A 14313-nucleotide genomic window follows, 5' to 3' on the forward strand; every position below is an offset into this window, starting at 1 on the left:
ACCGTCTCAAGCCCGCATACCCGGGCCTGCCGAGCTAGGAGGGACGGGGCGTAGGCCTCGATCATGGACGTGAAGCGCATCTTCCGCGGACCCCTGTTCTGGATCGTCGTCGCCTTCTTGGGCGTACTGGTGATCGGGCAGCTCCTGACCGGCTCGACCGGCTACAAGACCGAGCCCACCGGCACGGTCGTGCAACTGATCCAGCAGGCCAAGTCGTCGAGCGACAAGACGATCAAGTCGGTGACGCTGATCGACCCCGACCAGGAGATCCGGCTCGAGAAGACCGACGGGACCAAGGTGCGGGCACACTGGGTCGACGGCCAGGCCAACACCCTCGGCACCGACCTGCAGACCCTGTTCCAGGACGGCAAGATCGAGCGGTACGACGTCGAGAACCCCAAGCCCAGCTTCATCGGCCAGGTGTTCTCCACGCTGATCCCGTTCCTGCTCATCGCGGTCGTGTTCATCTTCTTGATGAACTCCATGCAGGGCGGCGGATCGCGGGTGATGAGCTTCGCCAAGTCCAAGGCCAAGCTGATCACCAAGGACACTCCGAAGACCACGTTCGCCGACGTGGCCGGCTGTGACGAGGCGATCGAGGAGCTCGGCGAGATCAAGGAGTTCCTGCAGGAACCGGGCAAGTTCCAGGCGGTCGGGGCGAAGATCCCCAAGGGCGTCCTGCTCTACGGCCAGCCCGGTACCGGTAAGACCCTGCTGGCCCGTGCGGTCGCCGGCGAGGCCGGGGTGCCGTTCTACTCGATCTCCGGTTCGGACTTCGTCGAGATGTTCGTCGGTGTCGGTGCCTCCCGGGTCCGGGACCTCTTCGAGCAGGCCAAGACGAACGCCCCGGCGATCGTGTTCATCGACGAGATCGACGCCGTCGGCCGGCACCGTGGCGCGGGCCTCGGCGGCGGTCACGACGAGCGCGAGCAGACGCTGAACCAGCTGCTGGTCGAGATGGACGGCTTCGACGTCCGCGGCGGTGTGATCCTGATCGCGGCCACCAACCGGCCCGACGTGCTCGACCCGGCGCTGCTGCGGCCCGGCCGGTTCGACCGGCAGATCGCCGTCGACGCGCCGGACCTGCCCGGTCGTGAGCAGATCCTCAAGGTGCACGCCCGCGGCAAGCCGATGGCCCAGGACGTGGACCTGCGGGCGGTCGCCCGCCGGACGCCGGGCTTCACCGGTGCCGACCTGGCCAACGTGCTGAACGAGGCGGCCCTGCTGACCGCCCGGTCGAACATGCAGGTGATCGACAACAAGGCCCTGGACGAGGCGATCGACCGGGTCATCGCCGGTCCGCAGCGCCGGACCCGCCTGATGTCGGACAAGGAGAAGGTGCTCACGGCGTACCACGAGGGCGGGCACGCCCTGGTCGCCGCGGCGCTGCCGCACTCCGACCCGGTGCAGAAGGTGACGATCCTGCCGCGGGGCCGGGCGCTCGGCTACACGATGGTGATGCCGGACGAGGACAAGTACTCGACCACCCGGTCGGAGATGCTGGACAAGCTGGCCTACATGCTCGGTGGCCGCGCGGCCGAGGAGATGGTCTTCCACGACCCGACCACGGGCGCGAGCAACGACATCGAGAAGGCGTCGGCGCTGGCCCGGGCCATGGTCACGCAGTACGGCATGACCGAGCGGCTGGGCGCGATCAAGTTCGGCTCGGACAGCAGCGAGCCGTTCCTGGGCCGCGACTTCGGCAGCCAGCGGAACTACTCCGAGGAGATCGCGGCCGCGGTCGACGAGGAGGTCGGCAAGCTGATCCTGAACGCGCACCAGGAGGCCTTCGACATCCTGGTCGAGAACCGCGCGGTCCTGGACCACCTGGTCGAGGAGCTGCTGGAGAAGGAGACCCTGGACAAGAACGAGATCGCCCGGGTCTTCGCACCGGTGATCAAGCGGGAGCGCCGGCCGGCGTGGACCGGTTCGTCCACCCGCGTGCCGTCGGACCAGCCGCCGGTGATGCCGGTGCCGACCCGCGCCGAGCAGAACGGATCGCTGTCCGACGTGCTGCCGGGCGGAGCGGTCGGCCCCGACGAGAACGTCAAGCCGCCGACCTACGGCAGCGGGCCCATCCCGCCGTCCCCGAAGGACTGAGCAGACACCAGGAGCGCCGCCACCCGAGAGGGTGGCGGCGCTCCTGTCTGGGCGTGTCTAGAGTGGCGCAATGACGTCGCCGAAGTTCGACCATGCGCGGGCTGAGCGGGCTGTGCGCGAACTGCTGATCGCCATCGGGGAGGACCCGGATCGCGAGGGTCTGCAGGACACCCCGGCCCGGGTGGCACGCTCGTACGCCGAGATGACCGGTGGGCTGGGTCAGCGCGCCGAGGACGTGCTGACGACGACGTTCGACATCGGGCACGACGAGATGGTCCTGGTGAAGGACATCGAGGTCTGGAGCCTCTGTGAGCACCATCTGGTGCCGTTCACCGGGGTCGCGCACGTCGGCTACATCCCCAGCCGGGACGGCCGGATCACCGGGCTGTCGAAGCTTGCCCGGCTGGTCGACGTGTACGCGAAACGACCGCAGGTTCAGGAACGGCTGACCACCCAGGTCGCCGAGTCCCTGGTCGAGCTGCTCGAGCCGCGCGGCGTGATCGTCGTGATCGAGTGCGAGCACCTCTGCATGACCATGCGCGGCGTCCGCAAGCCCGGCGCCAAGACCATCACCTCCGCCGTCCGCGGCCAGCTCCGCAATCCCGTCACCCGCGCCGAGGCGATGAGCCTGATCGTCGGCTGAGCCGTAGCCTCCCGGCGTCCGCTCTCGTTGGAGTTTGAAAGCCGGTAGCTGTGGACATTCTGTCGCTGAGCGTTTACTTTCCGTAGTGGTGCTTGGCCGACGGGGACCAGGCGCCGGTGTGAGGAGGACAGGATGTCGGGGCGTTTCCGGGTCGGCGCCGCACTTGCCGGGGTCGTCATACTGACGGCCGGTGGGCTGGTCGCGGCGAACTGGGCCACCGCCGAGACGCGGACCAGGCCGACCGGGCAGAAGTCCGACCCGGTCGGGAAGGTGACCGACCGGTCGCCGCTGGTCGCGGAGTCGGTCGAGGCGCAACTCGGATCGGATTCGGGCGTCGTCGGGAGCTACTACGACGATGCCGGTGAGCTGGTCGTGGCGGTCTCCGACCTGACCACGGCCGAGCTGGTCCGTCAGGTCGGTGCGATCCCGCGGCTCGTCCAGTTCACCGCCGGCCAGCTGAACGCCGTGCAGGACAAGCTGAACCGGCTCGCCGCCAACTCGAGCGCCGGCAAGGTCCGGTCCTGGTACGTCGATCCCCTGTCGGGCACTGTGGTCGTCACGGTGCCGAAGGGCGCGCACGACCTGATCACCGACCGCTTCCTGGCCCGCGCCAAGGCGAACGGCGACCAGGTGACGGTCCGCCGGGTCTCCGGCACGGTGACGACGACCGCCGACGACTTCAGCCTCCGGGGCGGCGTCCAGGTCGACAAGAACACCGGCTACGTCTGCTCGCTGGGCTTCAACGCCCGGACCACCAAGGGCACCCGGATCTTCCTCACCGCCGGGCACTGCACGGCCGGCAAGCCGTCGTTCTCCCGCAACGGGTACATCCTCGGCAACACCCGGACCTCGAGCTTCCCGGGCAACGACTTCGGCACCGTCGGCGTGATCGACGGCTGGGACCAGCAGGGATACGTCGAGGGCTGGGGAGCCGGCAACATCGCGGTCCGCGGGATCGCGGACGCGACCGTCGGATCCACGCTCTGCAAGTCGGGCAAGAGCACCGGCTGGACCTGCGGCAAGATCGTCGCCCGCAACGTCACCGTGAACTACGGCAGCAACAGAGTGGTCCGCGGGCTCTTCCAGCACACCGCGTGCGTGGAGGCCGGCGACTCCGGTGGCGCGAACATGACCGGCAACTACGCACAGGGCATCACCAGTGGCGCCGCGCTCATCAACGGCCAGTGCCTGGAGAAGTACGGCCAGACCAACGAGTCCTACGCGCAGCCCGTGGCGGAGGCGCTGCAAGCGACCAGGTCACGCTTGATCCTCAGTAATTGATCCCACCCCGCGGGATGGGGGTGGTGGCCACTACGGTGGTCGGGTGAGTGATGGGTCGTGGGGTCACGTCGACGGGCTACCGGTGCTGGACCGGTGTCTCGTGATGGGCGTCGTCAACGTCACACCGGACTCGTTCTCCGACGGCGGTGAGTGGTTCGAGCCGGCCGCCGCGATCAAGCACGGCCGCGAGTTGCTCGCCGAGGGCGCCGACCTGCTCGACGTCGGTGGGGAGTCGACCCGGCCGGGTGCCGACCGGCCCGCGCCCGAGGAGGAGATCCGCCGGGTGCTCCCGGTGATCGAGACGCTGGCCGCCGAGGGCGCGCTGATCTCGGTCGACACCATGCGGGCCGGCGTCGCCGAGCTCGCCCTGGACGCGGGCGCGGTGATGATCAACGACGTGTCCGGCGGCCAGGCCGACCCGGACATGCTCGCGCTGGTGGCCGAGCGGCGTACGCCGTATGTCTGCATGCACTGGCGTGGGCACTCGATCGACATGCAGAACAAGGCCGAGTACGACGACGTGGTCGCCGAGGTCATCGCCGAACTCGGGCTGCGGATCGACGCGATGCGCGCCGCCGGCGTCGACCTGAACCGGGTCGCCCTCGACCCCGGGCTCGGTTTCGCGAAGAACGCGGATCACAACTGGGAGGTTCTCCGGCGGTTGCGGGAATTCGCCGTACTGGATCGGCCGTTGCTGATCGGTGCGTCCCGGAAGGCGTTCCTCGGTAGGCTGCTCGCCGACGAGCAGACCGGTGAACCCAGACCGGCCGTACGACGAGACGATGCGAGCGCGGCCGTATCCGCCCTGGCCGCCGCGGCGGGAGCCTGGTGTGTCCGGGCCCACGCGGTGGCGCCGAGCGCGGACGCAGTCCGGGTGGCGAAGAGATGGGGAACGGTATGACCGACGGTCCGCGGCAGGGCGCGGCAGGTGAGGGCGGCGCGCGCGGTGCCACGGTCGAGGACGTCGTGCTGACCGCGAACACCGCGTTCTACAACGCGTTCGAGGCCGGCGACCTGGACCTGATGGCGGCGGTCTGGCTGCCGGACCCGGACCCGGTCTGCATCCATCCCGGCAACGCGGCCATCTCCGGGTACGCCGAGATGATGCGGGCCTGGGCGATGATCTTCGCGAACACGCCGTACATCCAGTTCTTCCTGACCGATGTGCAGGTACGGGTAGATGAAGACGTGGCCTACGTCACGTGTACGGAGAATGTCCTGTCGTCGGGCGAAGGGGCGCCCGAGGAGGGGTTCGCGGGGGGCAAGGCACTGGCCACGAACGTTTTCCGTCGAACTTCTACCGGCTGGCGGTTGTGGATCCACCATGCCTCCCCGGTACTGTCGTCGTCTGGGGGCCGACAGGAGGAGGCGCCGTGAGCGAGCGAAGCGAGTTCACCATCGAGCACAGCGCATACCGTGCCTCATCCGCGCCCGGAGCGAAGCGAGGACGTGGATGAGCCTTCCCGTGCTCTCTTCTGACGTGATCGAGATCCGTGGTATCCGAGGCTTCGGGCGCCACGGGGTGTTCGAGCACGAGCGGACCGACGGGCAGGAGTTCGTCGTGGATGTCCGGCTGGAGCTGGACACCCGCCCCGCCGCGGCCTCCGACGACCTGGCCGACACCGTGAACTACGGGGTGGTGGCCGAGCAGGTGCACCACGCGATCGAGAACGACCCGGTGGACCTGATCGAGACCCTCGCCCAGCGCATCGCCGATCTCTGTCTCGCCGACAAACGCGTGACAGCGACCGCGGTGACCATCCACAAACCCTCGGCGCCGATCACGGTGCCGTTCGACGACGTTGTCCTGACCGTGCAGCGCAGAGCCGGAGAATCCTCGTGACTGAGACCCCTAGTCCCCACGTCATCGACGCGGACACCCTGAGCGGCGGCCTGAAGCCGATCCGCCAGGTCATCTTGTCGCTCGGCAGCAACCTGGGCGACCGTGAGGCGAACCTGCAGGGCGCTGTCGACGCGCTGCGGGACACCCCTGACGTCGTGGTGGTCGAGGTCTCACCGCTGTACGAGACCCAGCCGATCGGCGGTCCCGAGGAGTCCGGTCCCTATCTGAACGTCGTCCTGCTCGCCGACACCACGCTCCCGGTCGACCTGCTGCTGGACCGCGCGCACGCGATCGAGCAGGCGTTCGGCCGGGAGCGCAGCATGCCGGGCGCGCCGCGGACCCTCGACGTCGACCTGATCACCTACGGCCAGAAGACGATCGAGTCCGAGGACCTGACCGTGCCGCACCCGCGGGCGCACGAGCGTGCGTTCGTGCTGGCGCCCTGGCTCGACATCGAGCCGGACGCGGTGCTGCCGGGCCACGGCCCGGTCGTGGAACTGCTCGCCAAGGTCGGGACCGACGGCGTGACCAAGCTCGACCTCGAGCTGCAGTAGTGGTGTCCGGCGGTTCCGAGCCCGGCCGCGCGCGCGGAGACGAGCCCAGCGACGAGCCCGGGAACGGGCAGGGCAACGGGTCCGGCAAGGAACCGCCGCGCCCGGGCTCGGTGCGGCCGACCTCGCGCCGGCTGCTGATCGCGATCGCCGTCCTCGGGGCGGCGATCGGCGTGACCATGGTCAAGGCGATCGAGTCCGGCGGCGGCGTCGCGCCGGCGGTGTCCTGGCTGACGCTGATCGCGTGGGCGTTCCTGGCCGCGCTGCTGTTCGCCGCGGCCCGCAACACCCATCAGCGGATCCAGGTCCGGCGGGAGCGGATGGAGCCGTCGCGGGCGGTGTTCCTGCTGCTGATCGGGAAGGCGAGTGCGTTCGTCGGCGCGTTGTGCGCCGGTGTTTACGCAGGGTTCGCGTTATCCTTCCTGGAGGCGATGGGGGCTTCCGGGCCTCGTAACCGTGTGATCATGGCCGGTGCCGCGGCGGTGGTCTCAGTGCTGGTCGTCACGGCCGGATTGTTGCTCGAACGCGCGTGTCGTATTCCCGAGGACCCCGACGAGACCCCCTAACATGTCGGTCCATGGGGTCAAGGGGTAGCCGCCGTCGAACCAGGACCACAGTTCTCACCGTTGCCAACGGTCTGCTGATCATTGTCTGCCTGGGCGTGAGTATCGCGCTGTTCACGCAGAACGCCTGGATTCTGCGGGCTGCCGCGGTGGCTGCCGTCCTGGTCGCGATCGCGGCCACGGTGCTGTTCCGCCACCAGTTGCTGGTCGAGCGGCTGGCCCATTCCGACGAGCGCGCCCAGGTCGCCCAGGAGTACTCGCGGATCACCAGCGCCCGCGTGGTCGAGAACGCGGAGTTCGTCGACCTGATGCAACGCCGGCTGGACAAGATCGACGCCCGCCTGGACAAGATCGACGAGGAGGTCGCCACGGTCGTTGCCGCCGGCGACAAACACTCCCAGGCCGACGCCCCCACCGTCGTGGACCTCAAGCTGCGAGGTCTGGCCGCCTCGTGACTCCGGCCCCATACTGCGGTGTGGGGAGGGATGAGCATGGGGCTGGACGCGAACTACCCGGCCGTGACGATGAACGACCCGAACGGTCATGTCACGGTCTTCAACGAGGATCATCTACCGATCGGGCAGCTCGGCCCGCCGCCGTTCGAGTCGGCGTCGGTGAACGTGACCTGCAAGCGGAAGGCGTGGGACGACGCCTACTGGTACCGCCTGCTGAGCGCGGAGGGCTGGCCGTTCCCGGCCGAAGAGGCCTACGTCGCGGCCGACGAGACGCACGAGCTGAACCCGGGTCAGCCGTACGCGATCCCGGAGTGCGCCAGTGGGTGCCCGATCAAGATCGGCCAGGCTGCGGCCGGCGTGCTGGCTGTCGGCGGGCTGGCCGCGGCGGCGGCGTGGCGGCGCCGGCGGAGGGCGCTGGGCACGGCCTGATCGGCGGTCGCGTAGGTTCGTGGGTGTGGATCTCGCGAAACTGCTGAAGGTTGCCGAAGCCGCCGTCGATCGCGGGCGGGTGATCACCGACTCGCGGGGACCGGGCGCCCTGACCTTCAAGGGCGACCGCGACATGGCCTCCGAGGTGGACTTCGCGGTCGAGCGCGAGATCCGTACCTTCCTCGAGCGGGAGACGCCGGACATCGGCATCCTCGGCGAGGAGGAGGGCGGCGCGACGGACGGCACGCGGTGGGTGCTGGACCCGATCGACGGGACGGTCAACTTCGTCCACGGCGTACCGCTGTGGGCCATCTCGCTGGGCCTGATCCACGAGGGCCGCGCGGTGGCCGGCGTGATCGACCACCCGGCCCTCGGGACCAGGTACGCCGCTGCCGAGAGCCTCGGCGCGACCTGCAACGGCAAGCCCGTCCGGGGCAGCGAGTGCGCGAACCTGACCGACGCACTGGTTGCCGTCGGCGACTATGCCGTCGGTCCGGACGCGGACCGGATCAACGCCGAGCGGCTCGCGCTCACCCAGCGCCTGACCCCGCGCGTCCAGCGCCTCCGGATGATCGGCACCGCCGCCACCGCCCTGACCTGGACCGCGTCGGGTTATTTCGACGCGATGATCATGTTCTCCAACAAGCCCTGGGACACCATGGCCGGCGTCTCCATCTGCCGCGAAGCCGGCGTCACCGTCCTGGACCTGGACGGCTCGGAGCACAGCCCCGAGTCCCGGGCGACGTTCGCGGTCTCGGCCGGCCTCCGTGAGCCGTTGCTGGAACTGATCGGCTGACCCTACTTGTCGATGTCGCCGACGACGAAGAACATGCTGCCGAGGATGGCGATCATGTCCGGGATCATGGTGCCCGGGAGCAGGGCGGGGAGGGCGGAGATGTTGTTGAAGCTGGCGGAGCGGAGCTTGAGCCGCCAGGGCGTCTTGTCGCCGCGGGAGACCAGGTAGTAGCCGTTGATGCCCAGCGGGTTCTCGGTCCAGGCGTAGGTCTGGCCCTCGGGGACCTTGAGGATCTTCGGCAGCCGGACGTTGATCGGCCCGGCCGGCAGGGCGGACAGCTTGTCCAGGCAGGCGTCGACCAGGTCGAGGGACACCTTCACCTGCTCGAGCAGTACGGAGAATCGCGCGAAGCAGTCGCCGTCGGTCCGGGTGACCACCCGGAGTACGCCGTCCTGCAGCAACTCGCCGTACCCGAGGTAGGGCTCGTCGCGGCGGAGGTCGGCGTCCACACCGGACGCCCGGGCGATCGGGCCGGAGACGCCGTACTGCGCGACGAGCTCGGGGGAGAGCCGGCCGACGCCGACCGTGCGGGCCCGGAAGATCTCGTTGCCGAGGATCAGGTCCTCGATGTCGGGCAGCCGCTTGCGGACCGCGGCCGAGGCGTCGGCGGCGCGACCGAGCCAGCCGTACGGCAGGTCCTCCTTGAGGCCGCCGACCCGGTTGAACATGTAGTGCATCCGGCCGCCGGAGAGCTCCTCCATCACCGCCTGGATCGTCTCCCGCTCGCGGAAGGCGTAGAACACCGGCGTGATCGCGCCGAGCTCGAGCGGGTACGAGCCGAGGAACATGAGGTGGTTCAGGACCCGGTTCAGCTCGGCCAGCAGGGTGCGCAGCCAGACCGCGCGGACCGGCACCTCCAGGCCCATCATCCGCTCGACCGCGAGGACGACGCCGAGCTCGTTGGCGAACGCGGACAGCCAGTCGTGCCGGTTCGCCAGCACGATGATCTGCCGGTAGTCGCGGACCTCGAACAGCTTCTCCGCGCCGCGGTGCATGTAGCCGATGATCGGCTCGCAGCCGACGATCCGCTCGCCGTCCAGGGTCAGCCGGAGCCGCAGGACGCCATGCGTCGCCGGGTGCTGGGGCCCGATGTTGAGCACCATGTCGGTGGTTGCCAGCTCGGAGCCGGTCCCGGTCCCGCCGCGCTCGTACGCGGGGTCGAACCCAGCCGCTCCCGCGCCGATACCGACCACTCTTTCGGTACTCATAACCCCTATCGTGACAGGCTTGGGTTGTGGATGACCTCTTCGCACCCTCGGATGTCAGCTGGACGCCGGTCTCGCCGAAGCTGGCCACGGTCCGCCGGCTGAACGCGGCACTCATGTTCGGCGTGGCCGGGATCGCCGCATTGCTCGTGCTCGGGCTGACCGTCGGCTGGGCGTACGGCGTACTCGCGCTGGTCGTGCTCGCCGCCGGGCTGGCCTGGGCCTGGGTGCTGATCGGGCGGAACCAGCGGTCCTGGAAGTACGCCGAACGCGAGGACGAGCTGCTGGTCAGCCACGGGATCATGTTCCGCGAGCTCGTGGTCGTGCCGTACGGGCGGATGCAGTTCGTCGACGTGGCCGCGGGGCCGCTGGAGCGCGCGTACGGGATCGCGACCGTGGAGCTGCACACGGCCACGCCGGCCACGGACGCCAAGATCCCCGGCCTGCACCCGGACGAGGCCGCCCGGCTGCGCGACCGCCTCTCCGCCCTCGGCCAGGCGCAGGCGTGGGGCCTGTGACCGAGCCGGCGCCCGGGCAGACCGCGGTCGTGGAGCAGACAGGGGCCCGGCTGCACCCACTCACCCCGTTCGTGAAGGGGTGGGGTTACTTCGTCATCGCGGCCATCGCGCTGGTCAACAACGAGGGCCTGCGGAGCAATCTGCAGCTGGCCGGCATCGGTCTGGCCCTCGTACTCGTCGGCGGCATCCTGCTCGGCGCGTTGTCGTGGTGGTTCACCAAGTGGCAGCTGACCGACGACGCGATCCGGGTGGACAGCGGGTTCCTCTTCCGGCGGACGCGGATCATCCGGTTCGACCGGATCCAGGCGATCGACGTCGCGCAGCCGTTCGTCGCCCGCCTGTTCGGCATGGCCGAGCTGCGGATGGATGTGGCGGGCGGTGGCAAGAGCGACGGCAAGCTGAGCTACTTCACATACGACGAGGCCGGCAAGCTCCGCACGATCCTGCTGGACCGGGCCAAGGGCGAGCGCGTCGCCGAGCAGCAGGAGCAGCAGGTCGAGTCCGAGCCGCTTCTGGTCGTCCCGACGAGCCGCCTGCTCGGTGCGACGCTGCTGTCGTCCACAGTCCTCGGTAGCGCGAGCGCTGTGATCTGGCTGATCGTCGCCACGATGGTGCTGGACTTCCACATCGGTCTGTTCGCCGCTCTGCCGCTGCTGTTCGGTGTGGTGCAGCCGATCTGGAAGCAGGTGGTCGGCAATCACGGCTTCACCCTGTCGGAGACCGGCCATGGGCTGCGGACCAAGCGCGGCCTGCTCGATGTGCAGCGCCAGACCGTGCCGCCGGGCCGCGTCCAGGGTCTGCTGATCACCGAGCCACTCATCTGGCGGCTGCTCGGCTGGGCCCGGGTCGAGCTGGACATCGCCGGTGTGGCGGGCAACAAGGAGGACGGCGACGACGAGCGCGAAGGTGCCCAGCTCCTGCCGGTCGGCGACCGCGGTGAGGTCGCGAGCGTGCTCGCCCGCATCCTGCCGGGGCTCGACCTCGCTCGCATCCCCATGCACGTCGCACCGGAGCGCGCCAAGTGGCTGCGCCCGGTCGGCTGGCGCTACCTCGCGTACGGCGCTGACGACCAGGTGCTCGTCACGGTCCGCGGCTGGGTGAGCCGCCGTACGTCGATAGTGCTGCACCACAAGACCCAGTCCGTCCGGCTGGAGCAGGGTCCGCTCCAACGCCGCCTGGGCCTGGCCAACGTCCACGTGGACACCCCGCTCGGTCCGACGGACGCCATCGCCCTCCACCGCGACCAGCGCGAGGCCGCGGCCCTGGTCGAGGCTCAGGCCGACAGAGCCCGCGAAGCCCGCCGTACGGCGTCCGCCCCGGCCGCTGTCCACACCCAGCCGAACGCACCGAGCCCGGACGGGTCCAGCAGCTCGGCCGCCTCGCCGGCCGACGACAGCTCGGCCAGGTAGCGCAGCGGTTCCGTCTGGGCCAGCTCCAGGCTCGGACGGGCCGCACTGACCCCTAGAGCGCGCAAGGCGTCCCGCTGCCGCACGATCTCCCCACCGAGCGAGTCCAGGGCCACGTGGGCTGTGATGTCGCAGGAGCCGTCCAGCACGGGTTCACACTCGCGTCCGGCGCGGAAGCCGGTGAGAGTGCCGTACGGCGGGCGGTCGGCGAGGACATGTCCGTAGTCGATCGCCACGGCGACCGCACCGTCGGTCAAGCGGCTGATCACGGATGCCCAGGCCTCGTCGCGGGTGCGGCCGATCTCGGCCCGGTCACCGGGCTCGCCCGGCCACCAGTGCTTGAGCCACTCCAGGTCGTTGCCATCGACAACATCTCCCGGCGTGAGGCCGGCGGTCAGATAGTGCGCCACGCCGTCCGCATCCCACTCCGCAAGCTCACACGGGACGTTGTCGAGCCACTCGTTCGCGATCACCAGACCGGTCAGTTCCGACGGCAACTCGTCGTCGAGCTCGATGCCGGTGACGGACAGACCCTCACGACCCAACACCTCGCCCAGCTCGCCGGAGCCGGCGCCGACGTCCACGACCTGCTCGGCGCCCACCGCGCGAGCCAGGCGGGCGATGGCCTGCCCGAAGAGGGGTGACGCGTGCACGGACGTCCGGAAGTGCGCGGATGGGCGCTCCCGGCGGTAGAAACCGTCACGTCCGTAGAGCGCGGTCTCCCAGGCCTCCCGGAAGCTGGTCATGCACGGCATGCTCTCATCACCTACGCTGACCAGTAGATCGTCTGGTACCCCGGAGTGGGACTGGAACGAAGAGAGTGAGTGATGGAACGGATCGGCTTGATCGGAGCCGGCCGGGCCGGGACCGCCCTGGGAGCAGCCATGGCGGCAGCCGGGCATCGGTTGGTCGGCCTGACCGCACGGTCGAGCGCGTCACGTGAACGCGCCGCCCGGCTTCTTCCGCATGTGCCCGTGCTGACCGCCGACGAGGTCACCACCCGGGCCGACGTCGTACTCGTCGCCGTACCGGACGACCTGATCCATGACGTGGCCCACGCGCTGCCGCTGACCAGTGCGCAGTACGTCGTCCATCTGTCCGGAGCCCACGGACTCGGACCGCTGGCCGGCCTGGATGCGGTACCGGTCGCGCTGCACCCGTCGATGACCTTTCCCGGTGGTCCGGTCGAGCTGGAAGGCGTCATGTTCACCGCGACCGCGCCGGACGAGGCGCGAGCGCTGGTGGAGCGGCTGGTGAAGTCGCTCGGCGCCCAGCTGCAGTGGGTGGCCGACGACCAGCGGGTGCGGTACCACGCGGGTCTCGTGCACGGCGCGAACCACCTGACAACGTTGCTCACACAGGCGATCGGCGTACTGCGGGAGGCCGGGGTCGAAGATCCCGTGGCAACGCTTCGGCCACTCGTGGCCGCAACGCTCGACAACACGCTGCGATCCGGTCATCATGCGCTCACCGGGCCGATCGCCCGGGGCGATGTCGACACGGTGGCAGCGCATCTGGCTGTACTGCGGGACCCGACGGTGAGCACCTACGCGGAGCTGGCCCGGGCGACGGTACAGCTGGCGGCGGCGGACGGACGACTGGACCCGGAGACAGCGGCTCGCTTCGGCGAGGTGCTGAGCGGGCACCGGACCGGGCGGGATCGGACAGGGGAGGCACCGCGATGAGACTCACCCAGACGAAGGCCGAACTGCGAGCGGCCGCGGCGATCCGGCCCAGAGCGGTCGTGATGACGATGGGCGCCCTGCACGAAGGGCACGCGGCCCTGCTGGCCGAGGCCCGCGAACGGGTCGGGCCGGACGGCAGCGTCGTCCTGACGATCTTCGTGAACCCACTGCAGTTCGGGCCGTCGGAGGACTTCGACCGCTATCCACGCACCCTGGCCAGCGATCTGGCGATCGCCAAGAACGAGGGCGTCGACCTGGTCTTCAACCCGTCCCGTGACGAGCTCTACCCGAACGAGCCGTCCATCACCGTGCATCCCGGCCCGCTGGCTGACGAGCTCGAGGGCATGGTCCGGCCGGGCCACTTCGCCGGCGTACTGACCGTGGTGGCGAAGATGCTGCACCTGACCGCGCCCGACCTGGCGTTGTTCGGCGAGAAGGACTACCAGCAGCTGACGCTGATCCGCGAGATGGTGTGCGACCTCGACTGGGACGTCGACATCGTCCCGGTGCCGACCGTCCGCGAGGCCGACGGGCTGGCGATGTCCTCACGCAACCGCTACCTCGACGAGACCGAGCGTGACGAGGCGCTGGTGCTCTACCGCGCGCTCACCGCCGGGGCGAAGGCCGGGATGAACGGACCGGACGCCGTGCTGGCCGCCGCCCACGCGGAGCTGGAGGCGGTCCCGTCGGTGGGGATCGACTACCTCGCCCTCCGCGCACCGGACCTGGGTCCGGTGATCGGTCCGGGCGAGGCCAGGATGCTGATCGCCGCTCGGGTGGGGACGACCCGTCTCATTGACAACATTTCCATCACGCTCCGATGAAATCGATTGATACC

General features: G+C 69.6%; 16 protein-coding genes and 1 pseudogene. 15 read left to right on the top strand and 2 right to left on the bottom strand.

Annotated elements, in window-relative coordinates; translation table 11 throughout:
- Positions 1-63: 63 nt before the first annotated feature.
- The 11 genes from ftsH (at position 64) to ACZ6O0_RS32020 (ending at position 8661) form a co-directional block, all read left to right on the top strand.
- A complete protein-coding gene (gene ftsH, locus ACZ6O0_RS31970; RefSeq protein WP_465768728.1) occupies positions 64-2100 on the top strand; it encodes an ATP-dependent zinc metalloprotease FtsH in 2037 nt (678 codons plus the stop codon).
- A gap of 70 nt (positions 2101-2170) precedes the next feature.
- Positions 2171-2743 carry a GTP cyclohydrolase I FolE gene (folE, locus tag ACZ6O0_RS31975; RefSeq protein ID WP_465768729.1) on the top strand — a complete coding sequence of 191 codons (573 nt, stop codon included), beginning with the start codon at positions 2171-2173 and terminating at the stop codon, positions 2741-2743.
- A gap of 132 nt (positions 2744-2875) precedes the next feature.
- Positions 2876-4024 (top strand): S1 family peptidase, encoded by a 1149-nt coding sequence (locus ACZ6O0_RS31980; protein ID WP_465768730.1) that lies wholly within the window; start codon positions 2876-2878, stop codon positions 4022-4024.
- 103 nt (positions 4025-4127) lie between these two features.
- Complete coding sequence (gene folP, locus ACZ6O0_RS31985; RefSeq protein ID WP_465768815.1) at positions 4128-4925, top strand: dihydropteroate synthase; 798 nt, start codon at positions 4128-4130, stop codon at positions 4923-4925.
- On the top strand, positions 4922-5401 hold the full coding sequence (locus tag ACZ6O0_RS31990) for a nuclear transport factor 2 family protein (protein ID WP_465768731.1): 480 nt from the start codon (positions 4922-4924) through the stop codon (positions 5399-5401). Before folP ends, ACZ6O0_RS31990 begins: the two co-directional genes overlap by 4 nt.
- Before the next feature lie 76 nt (positions 5402-5477).
- Positions 5478-5867 carry a dihydroneopterin aldolase gene (gene folB / locus ACZ6O0_RS31995; protein WP_465768732.1) on the top strand — a complete coding sequence of 130 codons (390 nt, stop codon included), beginning with the start codon at positions 5478-5480 and terminating at the stop codon, positions 5865-5867.
- The gene (gene folK, locus ACZ6O0_RS32000) at positions 5864-6421 is read left to right on the top strand and encodes a 2-amino-4-hydroxy-6-hydroxymethyldihydropteridine diphosphokinase (protein ID WP_465768733.1); all 558 of its coding nucleotides are present in this window, start codon (positions 5864-5866) and stop codon (positions 6419-6421) included. Before folB ends, folK begins: the two co-directional genes overlap by 4 nt.
- 2 nt (positions 6422-6423) lie before the next feature.
- Complete coding sequence (locus ACZ6O0_RS32005) at positions 6424-6984, top strand: DUF3180 domain-containing protein (RefSeq protein ID WP_465768734.1); 561 nt, start codon at positions 6424-6426, stop codon at positions 6982-6984.
- Positions 6985-7079: 95 nt separating this feature from the next.
- A complete protein-coding gene (locus tag ACZ6O0_RS32010; RefSeq protein ID WP_465768735.1) occupies positions 7080-7436 on the top strand; it encodes a hypothetical protein in 357 nt (118 codons plus the stop codon).
- Positions 7437-7466: 30 nt separating this feature from the next.
- On the top strand, positions 7467-7865 hold the full coding sequence (locus ACZ6O0_RS32015; RefSeq protein WP_465768736.1) for a hypothetical protein: 399 nt from the start codon (positions 7467-7469) through the stop codon (positions 7863-7865).
- Positions 7866-7890: 25 nt separating this feature from the next.
- Positions 7891-8661 (top strand): inositol monophosphatase family protein, encoded by a 771-nt coding sequence (locus ACZ6O0_RS32020; protein ID WP_465768737.1) that lies wholly within the window; start codon positions 7891-7893, stop codon positions 8659-8661.
- Positions 8662-8663: 2 nt separating this feature from the next.
- Here ACZ6O0_RS32020 and ACZ6O0_RS32025 read toward each other — a convergent pair whose 3' ends face one another.
- On the bottom strand, positions 8664-9869 hold the full coding sequence (locus ACZ6O0_RS32025; RefSeq protein ID WP_465768738.1) for an NADH-quinone oxidoreductase subunit D: 1206 nt from the start codon (positions 9867-9869) through the stop codon (positions 8664-8666).
- A 26-nt stretch (positions 9870-9895) separates the two neighbouring features.
- On the opposite strand from ACZ6O0_RS32025, the gene ACZ6O0_RS32030 reads away from it, so the two are divergent.
- Complete coding sequence (locus tag ACZ6O0_RS32030; RefSeq protein WP_465768739.1) at positions 9896-10384, top strand: PH domain-containing protein; 489 nt, start codon at positions 9896-9898, stop codon at positions 10382-10384.
- On the top strand, positions 10381-11793 hold the full coding sequence (locus ACZ6O0_RS32035; RefSeq protein WP_465768740.1) for a PH domain-containing protein: 1413 nt from the start codon (positions 10381-10383) through the stop codon (positions 11791-11793). Before ACZ6O0_RS32030 ends, ACZ6O0_RS32035 begins: the two co-directional genes overlap by 4 nt.
- Positions 11794-11900: 107 nt before the next feature.
- Here ACZ6O0_RS32035 and ACZ6O0_RS32040 read toward each other — a convergent pair.
- Positions 11901-12692: pseudogene (locus ACZ6O0_RS32040) on the bottom strand (SAM-dependent methyltransferase); the annotation flags it as partial.
- Here ACZ6O0_RS32040 and ACZ6O0_RS32045 point away from each other — a divergent pair.
- The gene (locus ACZ6O0_RS32045) at positions 12618-13475 is read left to right on the top strand and encodes a Rossmann-like and DUF2520 domain-containing protein (RefSeq protein ID WP_465768741.1); all 858 of its coding nucleotides are present in this window, start codon (positions 12618-12620) and stop codon (positions 13473-13475) included. The pseudogene ACZ6O0_RS32040 and the gene ACZ6O0_RS32045 sit on opposite strands and share 75 nt — an antisense overlap.
- A complete protein-coding gene (gene panC / locus ACZ6O0_RS32050; RefSeq protein WP_465768742.1) occupies positions 13472-14299 on the top strand; it encodes a pantoate--beta-alanine ligase in 828 nt (275 codons plus the stop codon). The genes ACZ6O0_RS32045 and panC overlap by 4 nt, the downstream gene beginning before the upstream one ends.
- Positions 14300-14313: the final 14 nt, after the last annotated feature.

The sequence above is a fragment of the Kribbella sp. NPDC048837 genome, assembly GCF_055586945.1.

Bases quoted from the DNA above. Each gene is read 5' to 3' on its own strand.
- ACZ6O0_RS32045 (WP_465768741.1), top strand. From the start codon at position 12,618: ATGGAACGGATCGGCTTGATCGGAGCCGGCCGGGCCGGGACCGCCCTG.
- ACZ6O0_RS32015 (WP_465768736.1), top strand. From the start codon at position 7,467: ATGAGCATGGGGCTGGACGCGAACTACCCGGCCGTGACGATGAACGAC.
- ACZ6O0_RS31990 (WP_465768731.1), top strand. From the start codon at position 4,922: ATGACCGACGGTCCGCGGCAGGGCGCGGCAGGTGAGGGCGGCGCGCGC.
- folB (WP_465768732.1), top strand. From the start codon at position 5,478: ATGAGCCTTCCCGTGCTCTCTTCTGACGTGATCGAGATCCGTGGTATC.
- panC (WP_465768742.1), top strand. From the start codon at position 13,472: ATGAGACTCACCCAGACGAAGGCCGAACTGCGAGCGGCCGCGGCGATC.
- folP (WP_465768815.1), top strand. From the start codon at position 4,128: ATGGGCGTCGTCAACGTCACACCGGACTCGTTCTCCGACGGCGGTGAG.
- folE (WP_465768729.1), top strand. From the start codon at position 2,171: ATGACGTCGCCGAAGTTCGACCATGCGCGGGCTGAGCGGGCTGTGCGC.
- ACZ6O0_RS32025 (WP_465768738.1), bottom strand. From the start codon at position 9,869: ATGAGTACCGAAAGAGTGGTCGGTATCGGCGCGGGAGCGGCTGGGTTC.
- ftsH (WP_465768728.1), top strand. From the start codon at position 64: ATGGACGTGAAGCGCATCTTCCGCGGACCCCTGTTCTGGATCGTCGTC.
- ACZ6O0_RS31980 (WP_465768730.1), top strand. From the start codon at position 2,876: ATGTCGGGGCGTTTCCGGGTCGGCGCCGCACTTGCCGGGGTCGTCATA.